This is a genomic window from Gallaecimonas sp. GXIMD4217 (genome assembly GCF_038087665.1).
GTDB lineage: Bacteria > Pseudomonadota > Gammaproteobacteria > Enterobacterales > Gallaecimonadaceae > Gallaecimonas.
In genome coordinates this window covers 3,082,379-3,099,861 of the sequence record NZ_CP149925.1, presented here as the reverse complement: position 1 = coordinate 3,099,861, position 17,483 = coordinate 3,082,379, and the positions used below count along the sequence as shown (strand labels likewise).

Annotated in this window: 19 protein-coding genes; 4 read left to right on the top strand and 15 right to left on the bottom strand. The window is 64.0% G+C overall.

Going from position 1 to position 17,483, the window contains the following annotated elements:
- Positions 1 to 4 precede the first annotated feature (4 nt).
- From WDB71_RS15030 to trxA, 4 genes are all read right to left on the bottom strand, one after another.
- Positions 5 to 1,750 (bottom strand): M14 family zinc carboxypeptidase, encoded by a 1,746-nt coding sequence (locus WDB71_RS15030; protein WP_341502414.1) that lies wholly within the window; start codon positions 1,748 to 1,750, stop codon positions 5 to 7.
- Entirely contained in the window at positions 1,741 to 2,631 is an 891-nt protein-coding gene (locus WDB71_RS15025) for a hypothetical protein (protein WP_341502413.1), read from the bottom strand. The genes WDB71_RS15030 and WDB71_RS15025 overlap by 10 nt, the downstream gene beginning before the upstream one ends.
- 140 nt (positions 2,632 to 2,771) lie before the next feature.
- The gene (gene rho, locus WDB71_RS15020) at positions 2,772 to 4,037 is read right to left on the bottom strand and encodes a transcription termination factor Rho (RefSeq protein ID WP_341502412.1); all 1,266 of its coding nucleotides are present in this window, start codon (positions 4,035 to 4,037) and stop codon (positions 2,772 to 2,774) included.
- Between the two features lie 220 nt (positions 4,038 to 4,257).
- Positions 4,258 to 4,584, bottom strand: coding sequence for a thioredoxin TrxA (trxA, locus tag WDB71_RS15015; protein ID WP_341502411.1), 327 nt, complete (start codon positions 4,582 to 4,584; stop codon positions 4,258 to 4,260).
- A 171-nt stretch (positions 4,585 to 4,755) separates the two neighbouring features.
- Between trxA and rhlB the strand changes: the two genes are divergently transcribed.
- The 3 genes from rhlB to WDB71_RS15000 are packed head-to-tail and all read left to right on the top strand — an operon-like array spanning position 4,756 to position 7,853.
- Positions 4,756 to 6,048 (top strand): ATP-dependent RNA helicase RhlB, encoded by a 1,293-nt coding sequence (rhlB, locus tag WDB71_RS15010; protein ID WP_341502410.1) that lies wholly within the window; start codon positions 4,756 to 4,758, stop codon positions 6,046 to 6,048.
- Positions 6,049 to 6,055: 7 nt separating this feature from the next.
- On the top strand, positions 6,056 to 7,498 hold the full coding sequence (locus WDB71_RS15005) for a guanosine-5'-triphosphate,3'-diphosphate pyrophosphatase (protein WP_341502409.1): 1,443 nt from the start codon (positions 6,056 to 6,058) through the stop codon (positions 7,496 to 7,498).
- 58 nt (positions 7,499 to 7,556) lie between these two features.
- Positions 7,557 to 7,853, top strand: coding sequence for a hypothetical protein (locus WDB71_RS15000; RefSeq protein WP_341502408.1), 297 nt, complete (start codon positions 7,557 to 7,559; stop codon positions 7,851 to 7,853).
- Between the two features lie 15 nt (positions 7,854 to 7,868).
- Here the strand turns inward: WDB71_RS15000 and WDB71_RS14995 are convergent, their stop codons facing one another.
- Positions 7,869 to 8,999, bottom strand: coding sequence for a PilT/PilU family type 4a pilus ATPase (locus WDB71_RS14995; protein WP_341502407.1), 1,131 nt, complete (start codon positions 8,997 to 8,999; stop codon positions 7,869 to 7,871).
- A gap of 61 nt (positions 9,000 to 9,060) precedes the next feature.
- Entirely contained in the window at positions 9,061 to 9,540 is a 480-nt protein-coding gene (locus WDB71_RS14990; protein WP_341502406.1) for a DUF4124 domain-containing protein, read from the bottom strand.
- A gap of 319 nt (positions 9,541 to 9,859) precedes the next feature.
- On the opposite strand from WDB71_RS14990, the gene WDB71_RS14985 reads away from it, so the two are divergent.
- Entirely contained in the window at positions 9,860 to 10,612 is a 753-nt protein-coding gene (locus WDB71_RS14985) for a hypothetical protein (protein ID WP_341502405.1), read from the top strand.
- A gap of 179 nt (positions 10,613 to 10,791) precedes the next feature.
- On the opposite strand, the gene hemB is transcribed toward WDB71_RS14985, so the two are convergent.
- The 9 genes from hemB to ubiE form a co-directional block, all read right to left on the bottom strand.
- Positions 10,792 to 11,766, bottom strand: coding sequence for a porphobilinogen synthase (gene hemB / locus WDB71_RS14980; protein ID WP_341504221.1), 975 nt, complete (start codon positions 11,764 to 11,766; stop codon positions 10,792 to 10,794).
- An 86-nt stretch (positions 11,767 to 11,852) separates the two neighbouring features.
- Positions 11,853 to 12,638, bottom strand: coding sequence for a TatD family hydrolase (locus WDB71_RS14975; protein WP_341502404.1), 786 nt, complete (start codon positions 12,636 to 12,638; stop codon positions 11,853 to 11,855).
- On the bottom strand, positions 12,635 to 13,060 hold the full coding sequence (locus WDB71_RS14970) for a hypothetical protein (RefSeq protein ID WP_341502403.1): 426 nt from the start codon (positions 13,058 to 13,060) through the stop codon (positions 12,635 to 12,637). Before WDB71_RS14970 ends, WDB71_RS14975 begins: the two co-directional genes overlap by 4 nt.
- Entirely contained in the window at positions 13,057 to 13,800 is a 744-nt protein-coding gene (tatC, locus tag WDB71_RS14965) for a twin-arginine translocase subunit TatC (protein WP_341502402.1), read from the bottom strand. The genes WDB71_RS14970 and tatC overlap by 4 nt, the downstream gene beginning before the upstream one ends.
- Complete coding sequence (gene tatB, locus WDB71_RS14960) at positions 13,793 to 14,107, bottom strand: Sec-independent protein translocase protein TatB (protein WP_341502401.1); 315 nt, start codon at positions 14,105 to 14,107, stop codon at positions 13,793 to 13,795. The genes tatC and tatB overlap by 8 nt, the downstream gene beginning before the upstream one ends.
- On the bottom strand, positions 14,107 to 14,331 hold the full coding sequence (gene tatA, locus WDB71_RS14955; RefSeq protein WP_341502400.1) for a Sec-independent protein translocase subunit TatA: 225 nt from the start codon (positions 14,329 to 14,331) through the stop codon (positions 14,107 to 14,109). The genes tatB and tatA overlap by 1 nt, the downstream gene beginning before the upstream one ends.
- Before the next feature lie 55 nt (positions 14,332 to 14,386).
- Positions 14,387 to 16,003, bottom strand: a complete 1,617-nt coding sequence (ubiB, locus tag WDB71_RS14950; protein ID WP_341502399.1) for a ubiquinone biosynthesis regulatory protein kinase UbiB — start codon at positions 16,001 to 16,003, stop codon at positions 14,387 to 14,389.
- Positions 16,000 to 16,605 carry an SCP2 sterol-binding domain-containing protein gene (locus WDB71_RS14945; RefSeq protein WP_341502398.1) on the bottom strand — a complete coding sequence of 202 codons (606 nt, stop codon included), beginning with the start codon at positions 16,603 to 16,605 and terminating at the stop codon, positions 16,000 to 16,002. Before WDB71_RS14945 ends, ubiB begins: the two co-directional genes overlap by 4 nt.
- Positions 16,605 to 17,354, bottom strand: coding sequence for a bifunctional demethylmenaquinone methyltransferase/2-methoxy-6-polyprenyl-1,4-benzoquinol methylase UbiE (ubiE, locus tag WDB71_RS14940; RefSeq protein WP_341502397.1), 750 nt, complete (start codon positions 17,352 to 17,354; stop codon positions 16,605 to 16,607). The genes WDB71_RS14945 and ubiE overlap by 1 nt, the downstream gene beginning before the upstream one ends.
- Positions 17,355 to 17,483 lie beyond the last annotated feature (129 nt).

The following is a 17,483-nucleotide window of genomic DNA, read 5'->3' as shown; positions in this document are numbered from 1 at the left end:
GCCATTATAGCTTCCTGCGTGCCCCAGCGCAGCCCAGCAACGCCAGCAGCCAGCTTAGGGCACCTCCTCCGCCGCCGCCGCTGCTTGGGGGCGGCGGCGGTGGCGGCGGGAACAGCGGGCTGCCGTCATCCAGCAGGCGCTGACTGCGGTCGCTGCCGCCCCGGTCGCCGCTGTCGCCGTCGTCGTCTTCGTAGCCCAGCCATTGACCATTGCGCCAGTGGGCGGTGCTGGCCGGGTTGCTGTCGAGCTGCTGGCCCAGGGCGTCGCCGACCGTGACGGCCAGCGCCAGCAGCTGGCTGTCGCCGGGAAGCTGGGGCCACTGGATGTCCAGGGTAAAGGTATCGCCCGGGTAACGCCGGTAACCGCCGTCGTCGGCCATCAGCCAGCGGCCGCCGCTGCTATCCAGGGGGAAGCTGGCGTCTGGCGTGATCAGGCCCAGGGCCGGCGCACTTGGTCCAGACTGGCCCAGCAGCGCCAGGCGCATGGGCTTGTCGAACTGCAGGGTCAGCCGTACGAGCTGGCCCGGGCTGGGCAGTGGGCCCGCTTCCTTCACCAGCTGCCGGCGGCTGCCGTCGCCCTGCCAGAGTCCCTGGTAGAGCAACTGGCCGCTGTCGGGGGCCGTGACGGTGAGCCCCTCCAGCACCGGAGGACCGGCAACGGCATAGAGACCGGCCAGGTAGCTGAGACGGATCTCGTCCCGCATCCTCGGTACCTCGGCCTCGGGCAGGATGAAGCCATCGTGGGAAACGCCATTGCCGCCATATTGCGCAGCGGACTGGCGGGGCTCGATCTCCAGGGTGTAGGCGGGAATGTCGTAGCTATTGGCGAAGAACTCTTCCGTGGTGCCGATACCGGCGCCGGCCTGGGACGGGCTGTAGGCGTATTTGTTGCCGTTGACCCCGCGCATCCAGGCCGCCAGGCGGTCCGTCCTGTTGTCGCGGCTGGCCTGTCCGGTACGGGCGGCAAAGTAGAGCTGGGAGAAGGAGTGGGTGTCGATGTAGAGGCGAAGGCGCTGGCGGCCGGCCAATGTGGCCAGTCCGGCCAGGGCCTGGATCTCCGGCTCCGAGGCCGGTCCCGTGCCGTGGTAGACAAGGGACTGGGGATCATCACTTGAGCCGCTGCTGGTGGCCCAATAGGGACTGTTGTTGCGGTTGAGGTCCACGCCTTCCAGGTTGTCCTGGTCCGTGGTGATGTCGTTGTCGGCGCCGTGCAGGTTTTTGCGGCGCATGCGGCCTTCCCTTGGGGTGTCGGCGCTCTGGCTGACCCGAGCCGGGTAGCGCTGGGTCTGCAGCAGGCCATCTATGTTCAGCACCGGCACCAGGTACAGATCCAGGCTGTCGGCCAGGTAATCGGCCAGCCCCGGATCCGGCTCGCCCAGGGCCAGGCTCTCCAGCAGGTAGCTGACCGCTTCCGGGCTCTGCCATTCCCTGGCGTGTATGCCGCCGACGATGATGGCCGCCCCTTCGGTGGCCCCAGAGGGGGTCAGGATGTCGGCGTCGCCGAACTGGTAGGCGGGCAGGAGGCGGCCTTCCAGGGTCTCGCCAAGGGTGTGGCCATGGACCCGGCTTGCATCAACAAGGCTCTGATGGCGTTGGTTCAGGGCCTGGTAGCTGCGAAACCCCGGTACCGGGGTCAGGGAGTCCACCGGCACCGGCACCGGATAGCCCAGCGGGATCTGGTTTGGGCCCTGGTCGTGCTCCGTGTACTGGAACAGCGTGGCCGCCAGGGCCAGGGTGGTGATCAGCGCCATGGGTCCAGCTCCCTGTTGTGGGGCAGGCGCTCGGCCAGCGCCCTGAGCTGCCGTTTATGCCCCCCCAGCTTCAGTGCCCACAGGGCTCGGACATGGCCCTGCAGGGCCAGTTCGGCCAGGCGTTCTGGCACCTGGGGATGGGGGCTCCTGGCCAGGGCGGCGGCGGCCAGGGCCGCATCCGGGCCATCCAGCTCCCGCCAGAGTGCATTGGGTTCGGTGGTCGCCAGCAGGTTCCAGGCCAGGGAGCGCAGCGCCTCGTTCTCGGCGGCCGCCTGCAATGCCCGGGCCAGCTCCGGCTCGGGCAGACGTCCGGGCAGGCCCCTGAGCACCCTGATGGCGTCGGCCGTGACGGTGGCCTGCCACAGGGCTTGGAGCCAGTTAGGCGACAGGCTGCGTTCGGCCAGGGCGGCCAGCACGGCGGTATCGGTCGGGGGGGATGGTCGTAACAGCGCTTCGGCCTGGCCATAGGCCTCGTCGTCGAGACTGACCAGCCAACGGGCCAGAGCCTTGGCCTGGTCAGGGTGCCAGTCCAGCTCTCCTTGGCTCAGCCGTGAGCGCCACTGCTGCTGCCATTGCCTGTGCTCCTGGGCGACGAGCGCGGCCCTGGCCTGGTCGGCAATGGGCCAGCGGGGCAACTGCCTGCCCGGTGCTTCCGGGTGGGGCATCAGCACCTGGGAGCGATAGCGACTGTAGCCTTGCAGCCACAGGGGCTCGGCATCGGCGCCCAGGGCCTGGATCAATTGGTAGAGGCGCTGTTCTCGCGCTTCCGTGGGGAGCTGCTCCAGCCAGGCTTCCCACTGGGCGGGGCCGGCGTGGCGCCAGTCCGCCAGGGCGGCGGGCGGCTGCGACAAGGCGGTCGCCAGGATAAGCATGCAGAGCATAGGATCCCCCTCTGGTCATTCGTACCAGTATAAAAAGCGACCGTTAATGAGTGACTTGGATAAATGTAACAGGCTTTGTCACCGGACGGCGGACATAAAAAAACGGCCGCAATGGCGGCCGTTTCGGGGGGGACTTCGGATCAGCTCTTGGTGCGCTTCATGGCTTCGAAGAACTCGTCGTTGGTCTTGGTCATGGACAGCTTGTCGATAAGGAATTCCATGGCACCGATCTCCTCCATGGGGTGGAGGATCTTGCGCAGGATCCACATCTTCTGCAGCTCTTCCGGGGTCGCCAGCAGCTCCTCGCGGCGGGTGCCGGAGCGGTTGAAGTCGATGGCCGGGAAGACGCGCTTTTCGGCTATCTTGCGGGACAGGTGCAGTTCCATGTTGCCGGTGCCCTTGAACTCCTCGTAGATGACTTCGTCCATCTTGGAGCCGGTGTCGATCAGGGCGGTGGCGATGATGGTCAGGCTGCCGCCTTCCTCGACGTTACGGGCGGCGCCGAAGAAGCGCTTGGGCCTGTGCAGGGCGTTGGCGTCGACACCACCTGTGAGTACCTTGCCGGAGCTGGGCACGACGGTGTTGTAGGCGCGGGCCAGGCGGGTGATGGAGTCGAGCAGGATCACCACGTCCTTCTTGTGCTCGACCAGGCGCTTGGCCTTTTCGATGACCATTTCGGCCACCTGTACGTGGCGGCTGGCGGGCTCGTCGAAGGTGGAGGCAACCACCTCGCCCTTGACCAGGCGCTGCATCTCGGTCACTTCCTCGGGACGTTCGTCGATGAGCAGTACCATCAGCTCGGCGTCCGGGTTGTTGGCGGCGATGCTCTGGGCGATGTTCTGCAGCAGTATGGTCTTACCGGCCTTGGGCGGCGCCACGATCAGGGCGCGCTGGCCCTTGCCGATGGGGGCGGACAGATCCAGTACCCGGGCGGTGATGTCCTCGGTGCTGCCGTTGCCCCTTTCCATGCGCATGCGTTCCTGGGCATGGAGGGGGGTGAGGTTTTCGAAGAGGATCTTGTTGCGGGCGTTTTCCGGGCGGTCGAAGTTGACCTGATTGACCTTCAGCAGGGCGAAGTAGCGTTCGCCTTCCTTGGGGGGCCTGATCTTGCCGGTGATGGTATCGCCGGTGCGTAGGTTGAAACGGCGGATCTGGCTGGGGGAGACATAGATATCGTCGGGACCGGCCAGGTAGGAGGAATCGGCGCTACGCAGGAAACCGAAGCCGTCTTGGAGGATTTCCAGAACCCCGTCACCGAAGATGTCTTCGCCGGATTTGGCGTGGGCCTTGAGGATGCCAAAGATGATGTCTTGTTTGCGGGCCCGGGCCATGTTTTCCAGGCCCATGGACTCGGCCAGCTGCACCAGCTCGGAGACTGGCATTCTCTTTAATTCGGTAAGATTCATAGTGGTGGGTTTTCTAACTTTTTACGAAAGTTAATCGGGAAAATTTTGGTAACCAGTCCCTGGGGTGGTGAACGCGAAGGGGTGGTCGGTTGGAGTGCGTCAAACGCCGTTAAATTAGCACCTTTATCCGGGGGCGTCCAGAAAATAGGCGGTTTTGCCGAAGGTTTGCTGGTGGCAAAAAACAAGTGCCGGCGCGGAGGCCGGCACTGCTTCTGGCGAATCAGATGTTTTCGTCCAGGAACTCTTTCAGCTGGGTCTTGGACAGGGCGCCGACCTTGGTGGCGGCAACCTGGCCACCCTTGAACAGCAGCAGGGTGGGGATGCCACGGATGCCGAACTTGGGCGGCGTGTCGGAGTTCTGGTCGATGTTCAGCTTGGCAACGGTCAGGCGGCCAGCATATTCCTCAGCGATATCGTCCAGGACGGGGGCGATCATCTTGCAGGGACCACACCACTCGGCCCAGAAATCCACCAGCACGGGGCTGTCGGCGTTCAGTACGTCGCTTTCAAAGCTGTCGTCGCTGAGGTGAACAATTTTGTCGCTCATTGCTATCTCCGTTATGAATCCTTGTCACGGGCAAGGACCTGAGGTCAAAAGGCATCCCGTACAAGCTTATACCCCAGGGCTGCCGGCGCAAAGAGGGCGCCATCGATTGGGGTGACCTATTTCACTGGAATCGGTTTCTTAATGCAAGCCGACGGGGTATGCTAAACGCCTATGACTAAGACCCATTTAACCGAAACCAAATTCAGTGAGCTGGGGCTGGCACCAGAGGTGTTGGAAGGCCTGAACGAAAAGGGCTTCCACAACTGTACGCCTATTCAAGCCCTGTCCCTCCCCATCCTCATTGAGAAGAAGGACCTGGCCGGTCAAGCACAGACCGGAACGGGCAAGACCATCGCCTTCCTGGCGGCGACCTTCCATCATTTGCTGACCATCCCGGAAGTTGAAGGGCGGGAAAAGACCCAGCCCAGGGCCATCATCATGGCGCCGACCCGGGAACTGGCGGTGCAGATCCACAACGATGCCCTTGCCATCGCCAAGGCCGCCAACATGAAGATGGCGCTTATCTACGGCGGTGAAGGCTACGACAGCCAGCGCCAGCAGCTGGAAGCGGGCGTTGACGTGCTGATCGGCACCACAGGTCGCATCATCGACTACTTCAAGCAGGGTGTCTTCGACCTCAAGGCCATCCAGGCCGTGGTGCTGGACGAGGCGGACCGCATGTTCGACCTCGGCTTCATCAAGGACATCCGCTACCTGTTCCGCCGCATGCCGCCGGCCACCGAGCGCCTCAACATGCTGTTCTCTGCCACCCTGTCCTTCAAGGTCCAGGAACTGGCCTACGAGCACATGAACGAGCCCGAGCACGTGCAGGTGGAGCCGGAGCAGAAGACAGGTGCCCGCATCACCGAAGAGCTGTTCTATCCCTCCAAGGAAGACAAGTTCAAGCTGCTGCTGACCCTGATCGAGGAAGACTGGCCCGATAAGGCCATCGTCTTCTCCAATACCAAGCATGGCTGCGAGAAGGTCTGGGGCCACCTGGCCGCCGACGGCCATCGCGTCGGCCTGCTGACCGGCGACGTGCCCCAGAAGAAGCGGCTGCGCATCCTGGACGATTTCACCCAGGGCAAGCTGGACATCCTGGTGGCCACAGACGTGGCGGCCCGCGGTCTGCATATCCCGGCCGTGACCCATGTCTACAACTTCGACCTGCCGGACGATGCCGAGGACTATGTGCATCGCATCGGCCGGACCGGCCGTGCCGGCGCCTCCGGTGCCGCGGTGAGCCTGGCCTGTGAAGAATACGTCTTCAACCTGCCGGCCATCGAGGCCTATATCGGCCACAGCATCCCGGTGACCAAGTACGATGCCACGGCCCTGCTGACCGATCTCAACCCGCCCAAGCGCCTGCCGCGTCGGAACGGGCCCGGTGCCAGGCCTGGCGGCCGCGGCCCGGGTGGCCGTGGCCGTAGTGGCCAGGGACGTCGCCGTCCGCGCAACGACTAAGGGTCCAATGCCAGAGCAACGCCCCCTCTACGCCGCCATCGACCTGGGGTCAAACAGCTTCCATATGCTGTTGGTGCATGAGCGGGGCGGCCACGCCCAGACGGTCGCCAAGATCAAGCGCAAGGTGCGCCTGGCGGCCGGCCTGGACGGGGACTACCAGTTGTCCCGCGAGGCCATGGAAAGGGGCTGGGATTGCCTGCGCCTCTTTGCCGAACGCCTGGCCGACGTACCCAAGTCCAACCTGCGTATCGTCGCCACCGCCACCCTCAGGCTGGCGGGCAATGCCGATGTCTTCCTGGCCGAAGGGGCCCGTATCCTTGGCCATCCCATCGACGTGATCAGCGGCCTGGACGAGGCCTCCCTCATCTACCAGGGCGTGGCCCATACCGCCGGCCAGTGCGGCCGTCGCCTGGTCGTCGACATAGGCGGGGCTTCCACCGAGCTGGTGGTTGGGGAGAACTTCACCCCCGAGTTGCTCAACAGCCTGGAAATGGGCTGTGTCACCTTCCACGAACGTCACTTCGCCGATGGGGCGCTTGACAGCGCCCGCTTCGACCTGGCCGTTGCCGACGCCATGACCAGGCTGGCACCGGTGCGGGACAGCTACCTGGGGCTGGGCTGGGACCACTGTGTCGGCGCCTCCGGTTCGGTGCAGGCGGTGCAGGAGGTGCAGCTGGCCCGGGGCGAGGATGAAGAGGTGACCCTGGCCCGGCTGGAGCGGACCCTGGCCGACACCATCGCCTGTGGTCACATGGACAGCCTGTCGCTGCCGGGCCTGGCCGAGGATCGCAAGCCGGTGTTTGCCGCCGGCCTGGCGATCCTGATCGCCATCTTCCGCAGCCTGGGCATCAACACCATGCAGGCCTCGGGCGGGGCGCTGCGGGAAGGCATCATCTACGGCCTGTTGCCGGCACCTTCCCTGGATGTGCGCAGCCGTACCCTGGCCTCCCTGGAAGAGCGTTTTTCCCTGGACAGCCGCCAGGGGGCCCTGGTCAGCGCCCTGGCGCGGCAGTTGGCGGGAGCCATGGATGACAACGGGCTGGCCCTGCTGGACGCGGCGGCGCGCCTCCATGAACTGGGATTGGCGGTCGGCTTCAAGGGGGCGGCCCGCCATGGTGCCTATCTGCTGGAGCACCTGGAACTGCCCGGCTTCAGCCAGGTGGACAGGCGCATCCTGGTGGCCCTGGTAGGCCAGCAATCCGGTCCCATCAACTGGAGCAAGATACCGGCGTCACGGCGGCAGCTGCTGCTCTGCCATCGCCTGGCCGTCATGTTCTGCGGCAGGCGCCAGCCATTGCCGATCCATGCTTTCTCTTTGGTTCAAAAGGAAAAGGGCTGGCTGTTGCGGTTGCCGGAGGGCTGGCTGGCCCGGCACCCCCTCATCAGCGGTCAACTGCAGGAAGAATGTGACCGGCTGCGCGTTGAAGGACTGCATCTCGACCTGAACTAGCCCCACTCTGCTATATATGGTTTACATAAGGCGTGCACGCAGAGGGGACATCATGTCGATGAAAAGCGCCAAAGAGTTCGCCCAGTGGCTCCACGAGAGGCTGTCTCACGTCCGCCAGGGCGTGTTTCTCACCCGGGACGATATCCAACAGCTGTCGGGCCGGCAGCGCTTCACCAATGACTTTATCAGCGATGTGCATTTCGAGATGTCGCAGATGGGCATGGGCTTCGTCACCGACAGCCACAGGGAAAAATTCTTCCTCTTCCACCTGCCCCAGGAACACTGGCTGAAACACGGGGACCGCTATATCGAACCGGGCCCCGTGCAGATCCACAAGCTGCATCAGGGCGGCTAGCAACCGCCTTGCTGCTCAGGCTTCCTTTTCACCTTCACCTTCCCCTTCCAGGCTCAGGCTCATGCCGCCGCTGCCGGCGGCTTCGTTCTTGGCCAGCTTCACCTTCAGGCGCAGATCGTTGGCCGAGTCGGCGTTGCGAATGGCGTCTTCCAGGCTGATCTTGCCCTGCATGTGCAGGTTGAACAGGGCGGTGTCGAAGGTCTGCATGCCGACGTTTTCGGACTTCTGCATGATTTCCTTGATGGCGTGCACGTCGCCGCGCTTGATCATCTCCTGCACAGTGGGCGTGCCCAGCAGGATCTCGATGGCGGCGCAGCGCTTGCCGTCCAGGGTCGGCAGCAGGCGCTGGGAGACGAAGGCCTTGAGGTTCAGTGACAGATCCAGCAGCAGCTGGGGACGGCGCTCCTCCGGGAAGAAGTTGATGATCCTGTCCAGGGCCTGGTTGGCGTTATTGGCGTGCAGGGTGGAGATGCAGAGGTGACCGGTTTCCGCGAAGGCCAGGGCATGCTCCATGGTTTCGCGGTCGCGGATCTCACCGATGAGGATCACGTCCGGCGCCTGGCGCAGGGTGTTGACCAGGGCATCGTGGAAGCTGCGGGTGTCTGTGCCCACCTCCCGCTGGTTGATGATGCTCTTCTTGTGCTTGTGCACGAACTCCACCGGATCCTCGATGGTGATGATGTGGCCACTGGCGTTGGAATTGCGGTAGTCGATGAGGGCGGCCAGGGAGGTGGACTTGCCCGAGCCGGTGGCGCCCACGAACAGCACCAGGCCGCGCTTGGTCATGATCACATCCTTGAGGATGGGCGGCAGGCCCAGCTGGTCGGCATCCGGGATGTCGTTGCGGATGTAACGGGCCACTATGCTGACCTCGTTACGCTGCTTGAAGATGTTGATCCGGAAACGGCCCACGCCCGAGATGGACCTGGCCAGGTTCATCTCCAGTTCCTTTTTGAATTTGACGCGCTGCTCTTCGTCCATGACGAAGTCGGCTATTTCGGCGATCTCGCCGGGTTCAAGGGGCTCCTTGGCCAGGGCCTTGAGCTGGCCGTGAAACTTGGCGCAGGGCGGTGCCCCGGTGGAGAGGTAGAGGTCGGAACCTTCGTTGCGTGCGAGGATGGTGAGGTACTGGTCTATGTCAAACATGCCGTTGTTATTATCTGGTGTACGTTGCCCTAGTATAAGTACACCCTGGTACGGCAGCCTATCAACCCTGGCAGTATCCCTTGCGGAAGAAGTAGTAGCCGTAATCGCCCTTCATGACCATGCTGTCACTGCCCTGCATCAGCACGTCGTAGTTGCCAAAGCGGGGGTTGTCCATGTGCAGCAGGCCCTTTTCCTGGCTGAAGCCGGATTCGATGTGGCGTCCGCCCATGTCGACGCTGAGGCTGTCTTCGGTGAACAGCCACTGGGCGGGATTGGACAGATCCTTGGAGCCGGTCATGGACAGGGAAGTGGCGAAGTTGCACCAGGGGCCGCTGAGCAGTTGGTAGTTCTGGGTCCGGGTCAGCTTGGTGCGGCTGGCCGCCTTGGTCTTGCCCTTCTGGTAGACCTTTTGATCCCCCTTCTTGCAGGGGGTATCCCGGTATTCCATGCGACCATTGGCCATTTCGCACTGGTACACCTTGGCCGCCGCCGGCAAGCTCAGCAGCAAACAGAGGGTGACAAAAAGCAGTTGTCGGGGCATCCTGTCCTCGTGGCCTTATTGGTTACAGGTGATTAAAGATTATCACCCTTAGGTTAACAAACACAATAAATCGTCAGAACCCTGTAGTATAAGGCAATACAGGGGGTATCGATAATTGCTATGCTATGTACCCTTGATGGCCAGCCATATCAGACTTTAGGGCTGCCGACCACTGAGAACAAAAGATCACAATAGGTGGTTGATGAACTTTGAATTTTGTTCGTTCGTCAAAGCCAAAAGGCGAACCTTGGGGTTGTCTCAAGAGGAATTTGCTCACCATCTCTCCTGTCGCAGGGATGCGTTTGCACGTCTTGATGCTGTGACCATCAGCCGATGGGAGCGGGGTGTTACCACGCCGTCACTGTATCGCCAGGCCCAGATCATCGCCGCCGTTGGCGAAGATCCCCTGTTGACGCTCTGCGATGGCGATCGCCAGGACGTACGCCGCATGGCCGACTCCTTCCTGCTGCAGGAGCCCTGGACCCGACTGCGGGCCTTCTTCTTTCGTTACCGGGTGGCCGATCACCTCAAGGACGGCATCACCTGCAGCGAGGATGAGCCCGAGGAATTCGAGCGTTTTCAGTCCTGGATCGCCTCCAGTGACGAAGATCCGCTGCTGATCGAGACCTGCCGGCGCATCAATGCCCAGGGGCAGCTCTCTCACCAGTTGATCCGGCACCACGATCTGCTGCTGGCCCACATGGTGATGATGCCGTTGAAGAAGTCGTCCCTGGATGCCCTGCAGGAAGATGCGGCCGGCTACTTCAAGGGCCTGGAAGGCCACAGCCTGGCCGACAGCAAGACGCCCTGCTACCTGCTGGTCAGCCATGTCGGTGGCCTCTGCGACACCCAGCTGGAGCGCTGCCTGAAGCAGCTGATGTACATCATCATGCGCAATTCCAACATCCATGGCCTGATCTGGCGGGGCTACCGCGGCGATGCCGACAGCCTCTGCAATGCCCTGGGCATGGAACTGGTCGGTCGCTGCGGCAAGAGTGGCCACTTCTACCTGCTGGAAAGGGAGCGCCTGGCTAGCCAGCTGGCCGCCTTCCTGGAAGAGGAAGAATCATAGCGTTAGGCGATAGACCGGCAGGCCGGCTCAGGCCTGCCCTGTCGCGGGGAGCCAGGCTTTATGATACTGGCTCCTGATACGAGTCCTATTGGGCCGCAGGCCCAATAGGGGAGCGGGATGCTTCCATTACTCGACTATTCCATCTGATCTTCGCCCCGGCTCTGCCGGGGCTTCTTTTTTCAGGCCTCTTCCTTGAGCCACCTGGCCGCCTGCTTGGCGAAGTAGGTGAGGATGCCGTCGGCGCCGGCGCGCTTGAAGGCCAGCAGGCCCTCCATGATGCATTCCTTCTCCTTCAGCCAGCCGTTCTGGATGGCGGCCATGTGCATGGCGTATTCGCCGCTGACCTGGTAGGCGAAGGTGGGTACCTTGAACTCGTCCTTGACCCTACGCACCACGTCCAGGTAGGGCATGCCCGGCTTGACCATCACCATGTCGGCGCCTTCCTGGATGTCCAGGGCCACCTCGTGCAGGGCCTCGTCGCTGTTGGCGGGGTCCTGCTGGTAGGTCATCTTGTTGCCGCCCTTGAGGTTGCCGGCGGAGCCGACCGCGTCCCGGAAGGGGCCATAGTAGTGGGAGGCGTACTTGGCGGAATAGGCCATGATACGCACGTTGATGTGGCCTGCTGCTTCCAGGGCCTCGCGGATGGCCTTGATGCGGCCGTCCATCATGTCGGAGGGGGCGACCACGTCGGCGCCGGCCTCGGCGTGGCTCAAGGCCTGCTTGACCAGGATCTCGGTGGTGACATCGTTGAGCACATAGCCGTCCTCGTCGATGATGCCGTCCTGGCCGTGGGTGGTGAAGGGATCCAGGGCCACGTCGGTGATCACCCCCAGCTCGGGGAAATGGGACTTGAGCACCTGCACCGCGGTCTGGGCCAGGCCGTCCGGGTTATAGGCCTCCTCGGCCATCAGCGATTTGCGGTCGGCCGGGGTCACCGGGAACAGGGCCACGGCGGGCACGCCCAGCGCCACCAGCTCGCGGGCCTCTTCCACCAGCAGATCGATGGACAGCCTTTCCACGCCCGGCATGGACTCCACTGCCTCGCGGCGCTGCTTGCCGGGCAAGATGAACACCGGATAGATGAGATCGTTCACGGTGAGCTGGTTTTCCGCCATCAGGCGGCGGCTGAAGTCGTCCTTGCGCATGCGGCGCATGCGGTGGCCCGGAAGGCGGGAGGAACTGAAGGACACGGGCATTCTCCTTAAGGTTGGCCGTTGCCGGCGTTATGGGGTTGGGCCGTTCAGTCGATGCCGAACAGCCGTTGACTGTTGGCCAGGGCCTGGGCGGCCAGGGTTTCGGGGTCTTCGTCCCGGCACCGGGCCACCGTCCTCAGGATATGGGGCAGGTAGCATGGCTCGTTGCGGCGGCTCTTGGGTTTGGGGCTGAGATCCCGGGGGATCAGGTAGGGGGCGTCCGTTTCCAGCAGCAGCCGCTCGGCCGGTATCTGCCGGACCAGCTCGCGAAGATGCAGGCCACGGCGTTCGTCGCAGATCCAGCCGGTGATGCCGATATGGAGATCCAGCTCCAGCCAGCGCCTGAGGGTAGCTTCATCGCCGGTAAAGCAGTGGGCCACGGCGCCGGGCAACTGGTCCCGGAAGCGGCGCAGGATGGCGTACTGGCGCTCTGCGGCTTCCCGCTCGTGGAGCAGCACCGGCATCTGCAGCCAGGCGGCCAGGGCCAGCTGCTGCTCGAACAGGGCCTCCTGTACCGGCCTGGGCGACAGATCCCGGAAGAAGTCCAGGCCGCACTCGCCGATGGCCACCACCTTGGGATGGGCGGCCAGGGCTTCCAGTGTGGCCAGGGCGTCGTCCTGGGCCTCACCGGCGTAATGGGGGTGGATGCCGGCGGTGGCGTAGAGGCCCTCATGGACCTCGGCCAGCGCCAGGGCCGCCTGGCTTTCGCTCACGCTGGTGCCGGTAAGGATCTGCCGGGACACGCCGGCCTCCCGGGCCCGGGCCAGGACCTGCTCCCTGTCCTTGTCGAAGGCACCGTCGGTGAGGTTGACGGCGATATCGCAGAGGCTCATTTGATGCGCTTGACCTTGATGCGGCGGGTTTCGCCTGCCTTGCTCAGGAAGACGCTGCCCAGGGCGCCCTTGTCGAGCACCACCTTGTCTCCGGCTTCCAGGCTGAAGCGGCCGCCATCGGTCTGCTTCCAGAGCTGGCCGTTGTCCAGACGGATGCTGAGCTTGCCATAGGCGTTGCGCTTGGCATCGGCCACCAGTGCGGTCAGGGACTCGGCGGCACCCTGCTGGGTCTGCTTGTGCTCCAGGCCGAAGCGCTGTTCGGCGGTAGGGGCCTCTTCCCTGGCCTGTTCGGCCAGGGTGTCATAACAGGCCAGGCGCAGCTGGTTGTCGGGGCGCTGGGCGCATTCCTGCAGCTTGCTCTCCAGGGTGGTGGCCTGGCCGGCAAAGCTGGCCAGGGCCAGCAGCATCAACGTCTTTTTCATTCTTCTTCCTCGTCCTTGGCTCGGGTGGTCAGGCTGGCCATCAGTATGCCGGATTCGTACAGCAGCCACATGGGCAGGGCCAGCAGGGTCTGGGAGATCACGTCCGGCGGCGTCAGCAGCATGCCGAGCACGAAGGCGCCCACTATGATGTAGGGCCGTTTCTGCTTGAGGCTGGCCGGCGTGGTGGCGCCGGTGTGGCAGAGCAGCATCACCGCGATGGGGATCTCGAAGGCCAGGCCGAAGGCAAAGAACAGCTTGAGCACGAAATCCAGGTAGCTGGCGATGTCGGTAGCGATGGTCACCCCCTGTGGCGCCACCGAGGTGAAGAAGCCGAAGATGATCGGGAACACCACGAAGTAGGCGAAGGCGATGCCGCCGTAGAAGAGCAGGGTGCTGGCCGCCATCAGCGGCGCCACCAGGCGCTTCTCGTTCTTGTACAGGCCAGGCGCCACGAAGGCCCAGACCTGGTAGAGCACCACCGGCATGGCCAGGAAGAAGGCCAGCACCATGGCCAGCTTGAAGGGGGTGAAGAAGGGGGTGGCCACGTCGGTGGCGATCATCGAGGCCCCTTCCGGCAACTTGTCCAGCAGCGGCATGGCCAGCTGGTGGTAGATCTCCTGGGCGAAGGCGGCCAGGGCGGCGAACACCAGGCCCACCGCCAGCAGGGCACGCAGCAGCCGGTTCCTCAGCTCCAGCAGATGGGCCAGCAGCGGCATTTCCTGGGCGTTGATCTCACTCATCTTTGTCCTTCTTGTCCCCGTAGGGGCGCTGCAGGTCGTCGGCGTGCTGCTTGAGCTCCTTCACCGAGTCATCCAGGTGCTTGGGCAGATCCTTCATGCCCATCTGCTCGGCCTTCTTGAGGTTCTCATGCAGTTCCTGGGTGTGCAGCTCCCGTTCCAGCTCCATGCGGACCTGGTTGGCCATGCCCTTGAAGGTGCGTACCCAGCGTCCCACCGTTTTCACGGCCACGGGCATGCGCTGTGGCCCCAGGATCACCAGGGCCAGCACGGCGATGAGGATCAGCTCCCAGAAGCCGATGTCGAACATCAGCCCTTATCCTTCTCTTTGCTCTTGGTTTCCTGGAAATCGGCGTCCTTTTCGGACTTGTCGTCCAGCTGCTTCTTTTCCTCGTCTTCGTTCATGGCCTTCTTGAAGCCCTTGACGCTGGCGCCCAGATCCGAGCCCAGGTTGCGCAGCTTCTTGGTGCCGAACAGCAGCACGATCACCGCAAGCAGGATAAGAAGCTGCCAGATGCTGATATTGCCAAACATATTGTGTCCCTCGATTTCAGTAAATAACGCATTGGCACCGGCCGGGCCGGCACCCCTAGGTTCTTAACATCCGGTACCAGCAAAGCGGCCAGGGGGCCGCCACCAGGGCCGGGATCCACCAGTCGAACTGGGTGGCCAGCACGGCGCCGCCGATGGCGAAGGTGGTGCCGGCCAGCAGCCAGCTCAGGCGCTGGAAGCGGCGTTCCTCACGGGCCGCCTGGCGAGCCTCGCGCAGGGCACCCTGCTGCTGCCACTGCCTGGCCAGGCGCAGGTTGTCGTAGAGCAGGTCCGGCAGCTCCGGCAGCTTTTCGCCCCAGAACGGCAGGTTGGCGCGGACCTGCTTGAGCATGGCCTTGGGGCCCATCTGCTCCTTGAGCCAGTCCTCCAGAAAGGGCTTGGCGGTCTTCCACAGATCCAGCTGCGGATAGAGCTGGCGGCCCAGGCCCTCGATATAGAGCAGGGTCTTCTGCAGCAGCACCAGCTGGGGCTGCACCTCCATGTTGAAGCGCCTGGCGGTGTTGAACAGGTTCACCAGCACCTGACCGAAGGAGATCTCCGCCAGGGGCTTTTCGAAGATGGGCTCGCAGACGGTGCGGATGGCCATCTCGAATTCGTCCACCGAGGTGTCATAGGGGACCCAGCCGGAATCCACGTGCAGCTCCGCCACCTTGCGGTAGTCGCGGTTGAAGAAGGCCACGAAGTTCTCGGCCAGGTAGCGTTTGTCTTCCTTGGCCAGGGTACCCACAATGCCGTAGTCGATGCCGATGTACTGGGGATCCTCGGGATGCTCGTAGGAAACGAAGATGTTGCCCGGGTGCATGTCGGCATGGAAGAAGGAGTCCCGGAACACCTGGGTGAAGAACACCTCCACGCCCCGCTCCGCCAGCCTCTCCAGGTTGGTGCCGTTGGCCCGCAGGCCCTCCACGTCGGCCACGGGGATGCCGTAGATGCGCTCCATGACCAGCAGGTTCTTGCGGCACAGTTCGGAATAGACCTCGGGCACATAGAGGGATCGGGAGCCGGCGAAGTTGCGGCCGAGCTGGATGGCGTTGGCGGCCTCGCGCAGCAGATCCAGCTCGTCCAGCAGGGTCTTGCGGTATTCGTTGATCACTTCCCTTGGCCGCAGCCGCTTGCCGTCGGGCAGGAAGCGGGCCACCAGGGCGGCGAATTCCGCCATCAGCGACAGGTCGGCCTGGATCACCGGCTCTATGTCGGGGCGGATCACCTTCAGTACCACCTGGCGGCCGCCGTCCCTGAGCACGGCGCTGTGCACCTGGGCGATGGAGGCGGAGGCCAGGGGCTGTTCGTCGAAGTCACTGAACCAGGTTTCCAGGGGGCCGCCCAGGCTCTTTTCCATGGTGGCCCTGGCCAGGGCGCCGTCGAAGGGCGGCACCTTGTCCTGGAGCTTGGCCAGCTCCAGGGCCAGATCGTCCGGCAGCAGATCGCGCCGGGTGGACAGCATCTGGCCGAATTTCACGTAGACGGGACCCAGTTTCTCCAGGGCCAGGCGCAGCCGTTCGCCCCGGCCCTTGTCCCTGTGCCTGCTGCGCACCCAGAACAGGCAACAACGGCCCAGGCGCAGGTACCAGGGGGTGAAGCGGCGCGGGACCAGCTCGTCCAGGCCGTGCTGGAGCAGGGTCTTGACGACCTGGTAGAGGCGGCGCCAGCTCATGATCTGGCCTCCAGGGCTTCCAGGCGCCGCAGCAGCCGTTCGCTGTCGCTGCGCAGGTCGTCCACCTGGTCGAAGAAGGCGCGCTGCTCCAGGCGGTGCGGGGTCAGGCGAGCCTCCTCGGTGAGCTGTTCCGAGCTCCATTGGCCGAAGCCGCTGGCGGCCGCCTTCAGCCTGACCGACAGGGTGCGGCCGGCCTTGAACAGCAGATGGGCGGGCACGTCGCCGAGGTAACGGGCCAGCTCCCCTTCCCAGTCCACGTCCAGCTTGGAGAACAGCTCGCTGAAGCCCTTCAGCAGCATGGGGTCACCGTCCAGCTCCAGGGCGCCGTCGCGGATGGCGGCGGGCAGCTGGGCGGGATCCTTGAGCCTGTCCAGGGCCGACAGCGGCAGCCGCAGGCTGGCGTCGGCGCCTTCCTGGGGACCCATCACCATCAGGCCGTCGGCCCGCACCACCAGGCCCAGGGCCAGGTGCAGGTCGGTCAGCTCCAGGTTGATGGCCCTGCCGTCCAGGCGCGCCAGGCGGCGATCGCTGGCGGTATCGAAACGCAGCAGGGCGTTGGCGCCGTGCTCCATCAGGGCCGAGAGCAGCTGGGGCAGGGGCATCAGAACTTGAAACCCCGGTGCAGGGCGACGATGCCGCCGGTGAGGTTGTGGAATTCCACCTCGTCGAAGCCGGCGTCCTTCATCATGGCCTTGAGGGTTTCCTGGTCCGGGTGCATGCGGATGCTCTCGGCCAGGTACTGGTAGGACTCGGCGTCGCCGGCCACCAGCTGGCCCATCTTCGGCAGGATCCGGAAGGAGTAGAGATCGTAGGCCTGGCTCAGCAGCTGGGACTGGGGCTTGGAAAACTCCAGCACCAGCAGGCGGCCGCCGGGCTTGAGCACCCGGTACATGGATCTCAGGGCGGCGTCCTTGTCGGTGACGTTGCGCAGGCCGAAGGCGATGGTGATGACGTCGAAATGGTTGTCGGGGAAGGGCAGGCATTCGGCGTTGGCCTGCACATAGTGCACATTGCCCACCACCCCTTCGTTGCGCAGCTTGTCGCGGCCCACCTGCAGCATGGAATCGTTGATGTCGGCCAGTACCACCTGGCCCTGGTCGCCGACGATGCGGGAGAAACGCTTGGTGAGATCGCCGGTGCCGCCGGCCAGATCCAGCACCTTCTGGCCGGCCCGTACGCCGGACAGGTCGATGGTGAAGCGCTTCCACAGGCGGTGGATGCCCATGGACATCAGGTCGTTCATCAGGTCGTACTTGCCGGCGACGGAGTGGAACACGTCCGCCACCAGGCGCGCCTTGTCGTTGGTCGCGACCGTCTTGTATCCGAAATCTGTGGTGTCTTTGTCTGCCATGGCCAAGTCCTTCGTTAGATGGGCCTAGTGTACTTGAAGGCCCTGGCTGGGAAAACTACAGCCCGCTCTGCCATGGACGGGGCCGTCGCCGCGACATCATGCCTGTTTTGAGGGCCGGCTTCATGATCG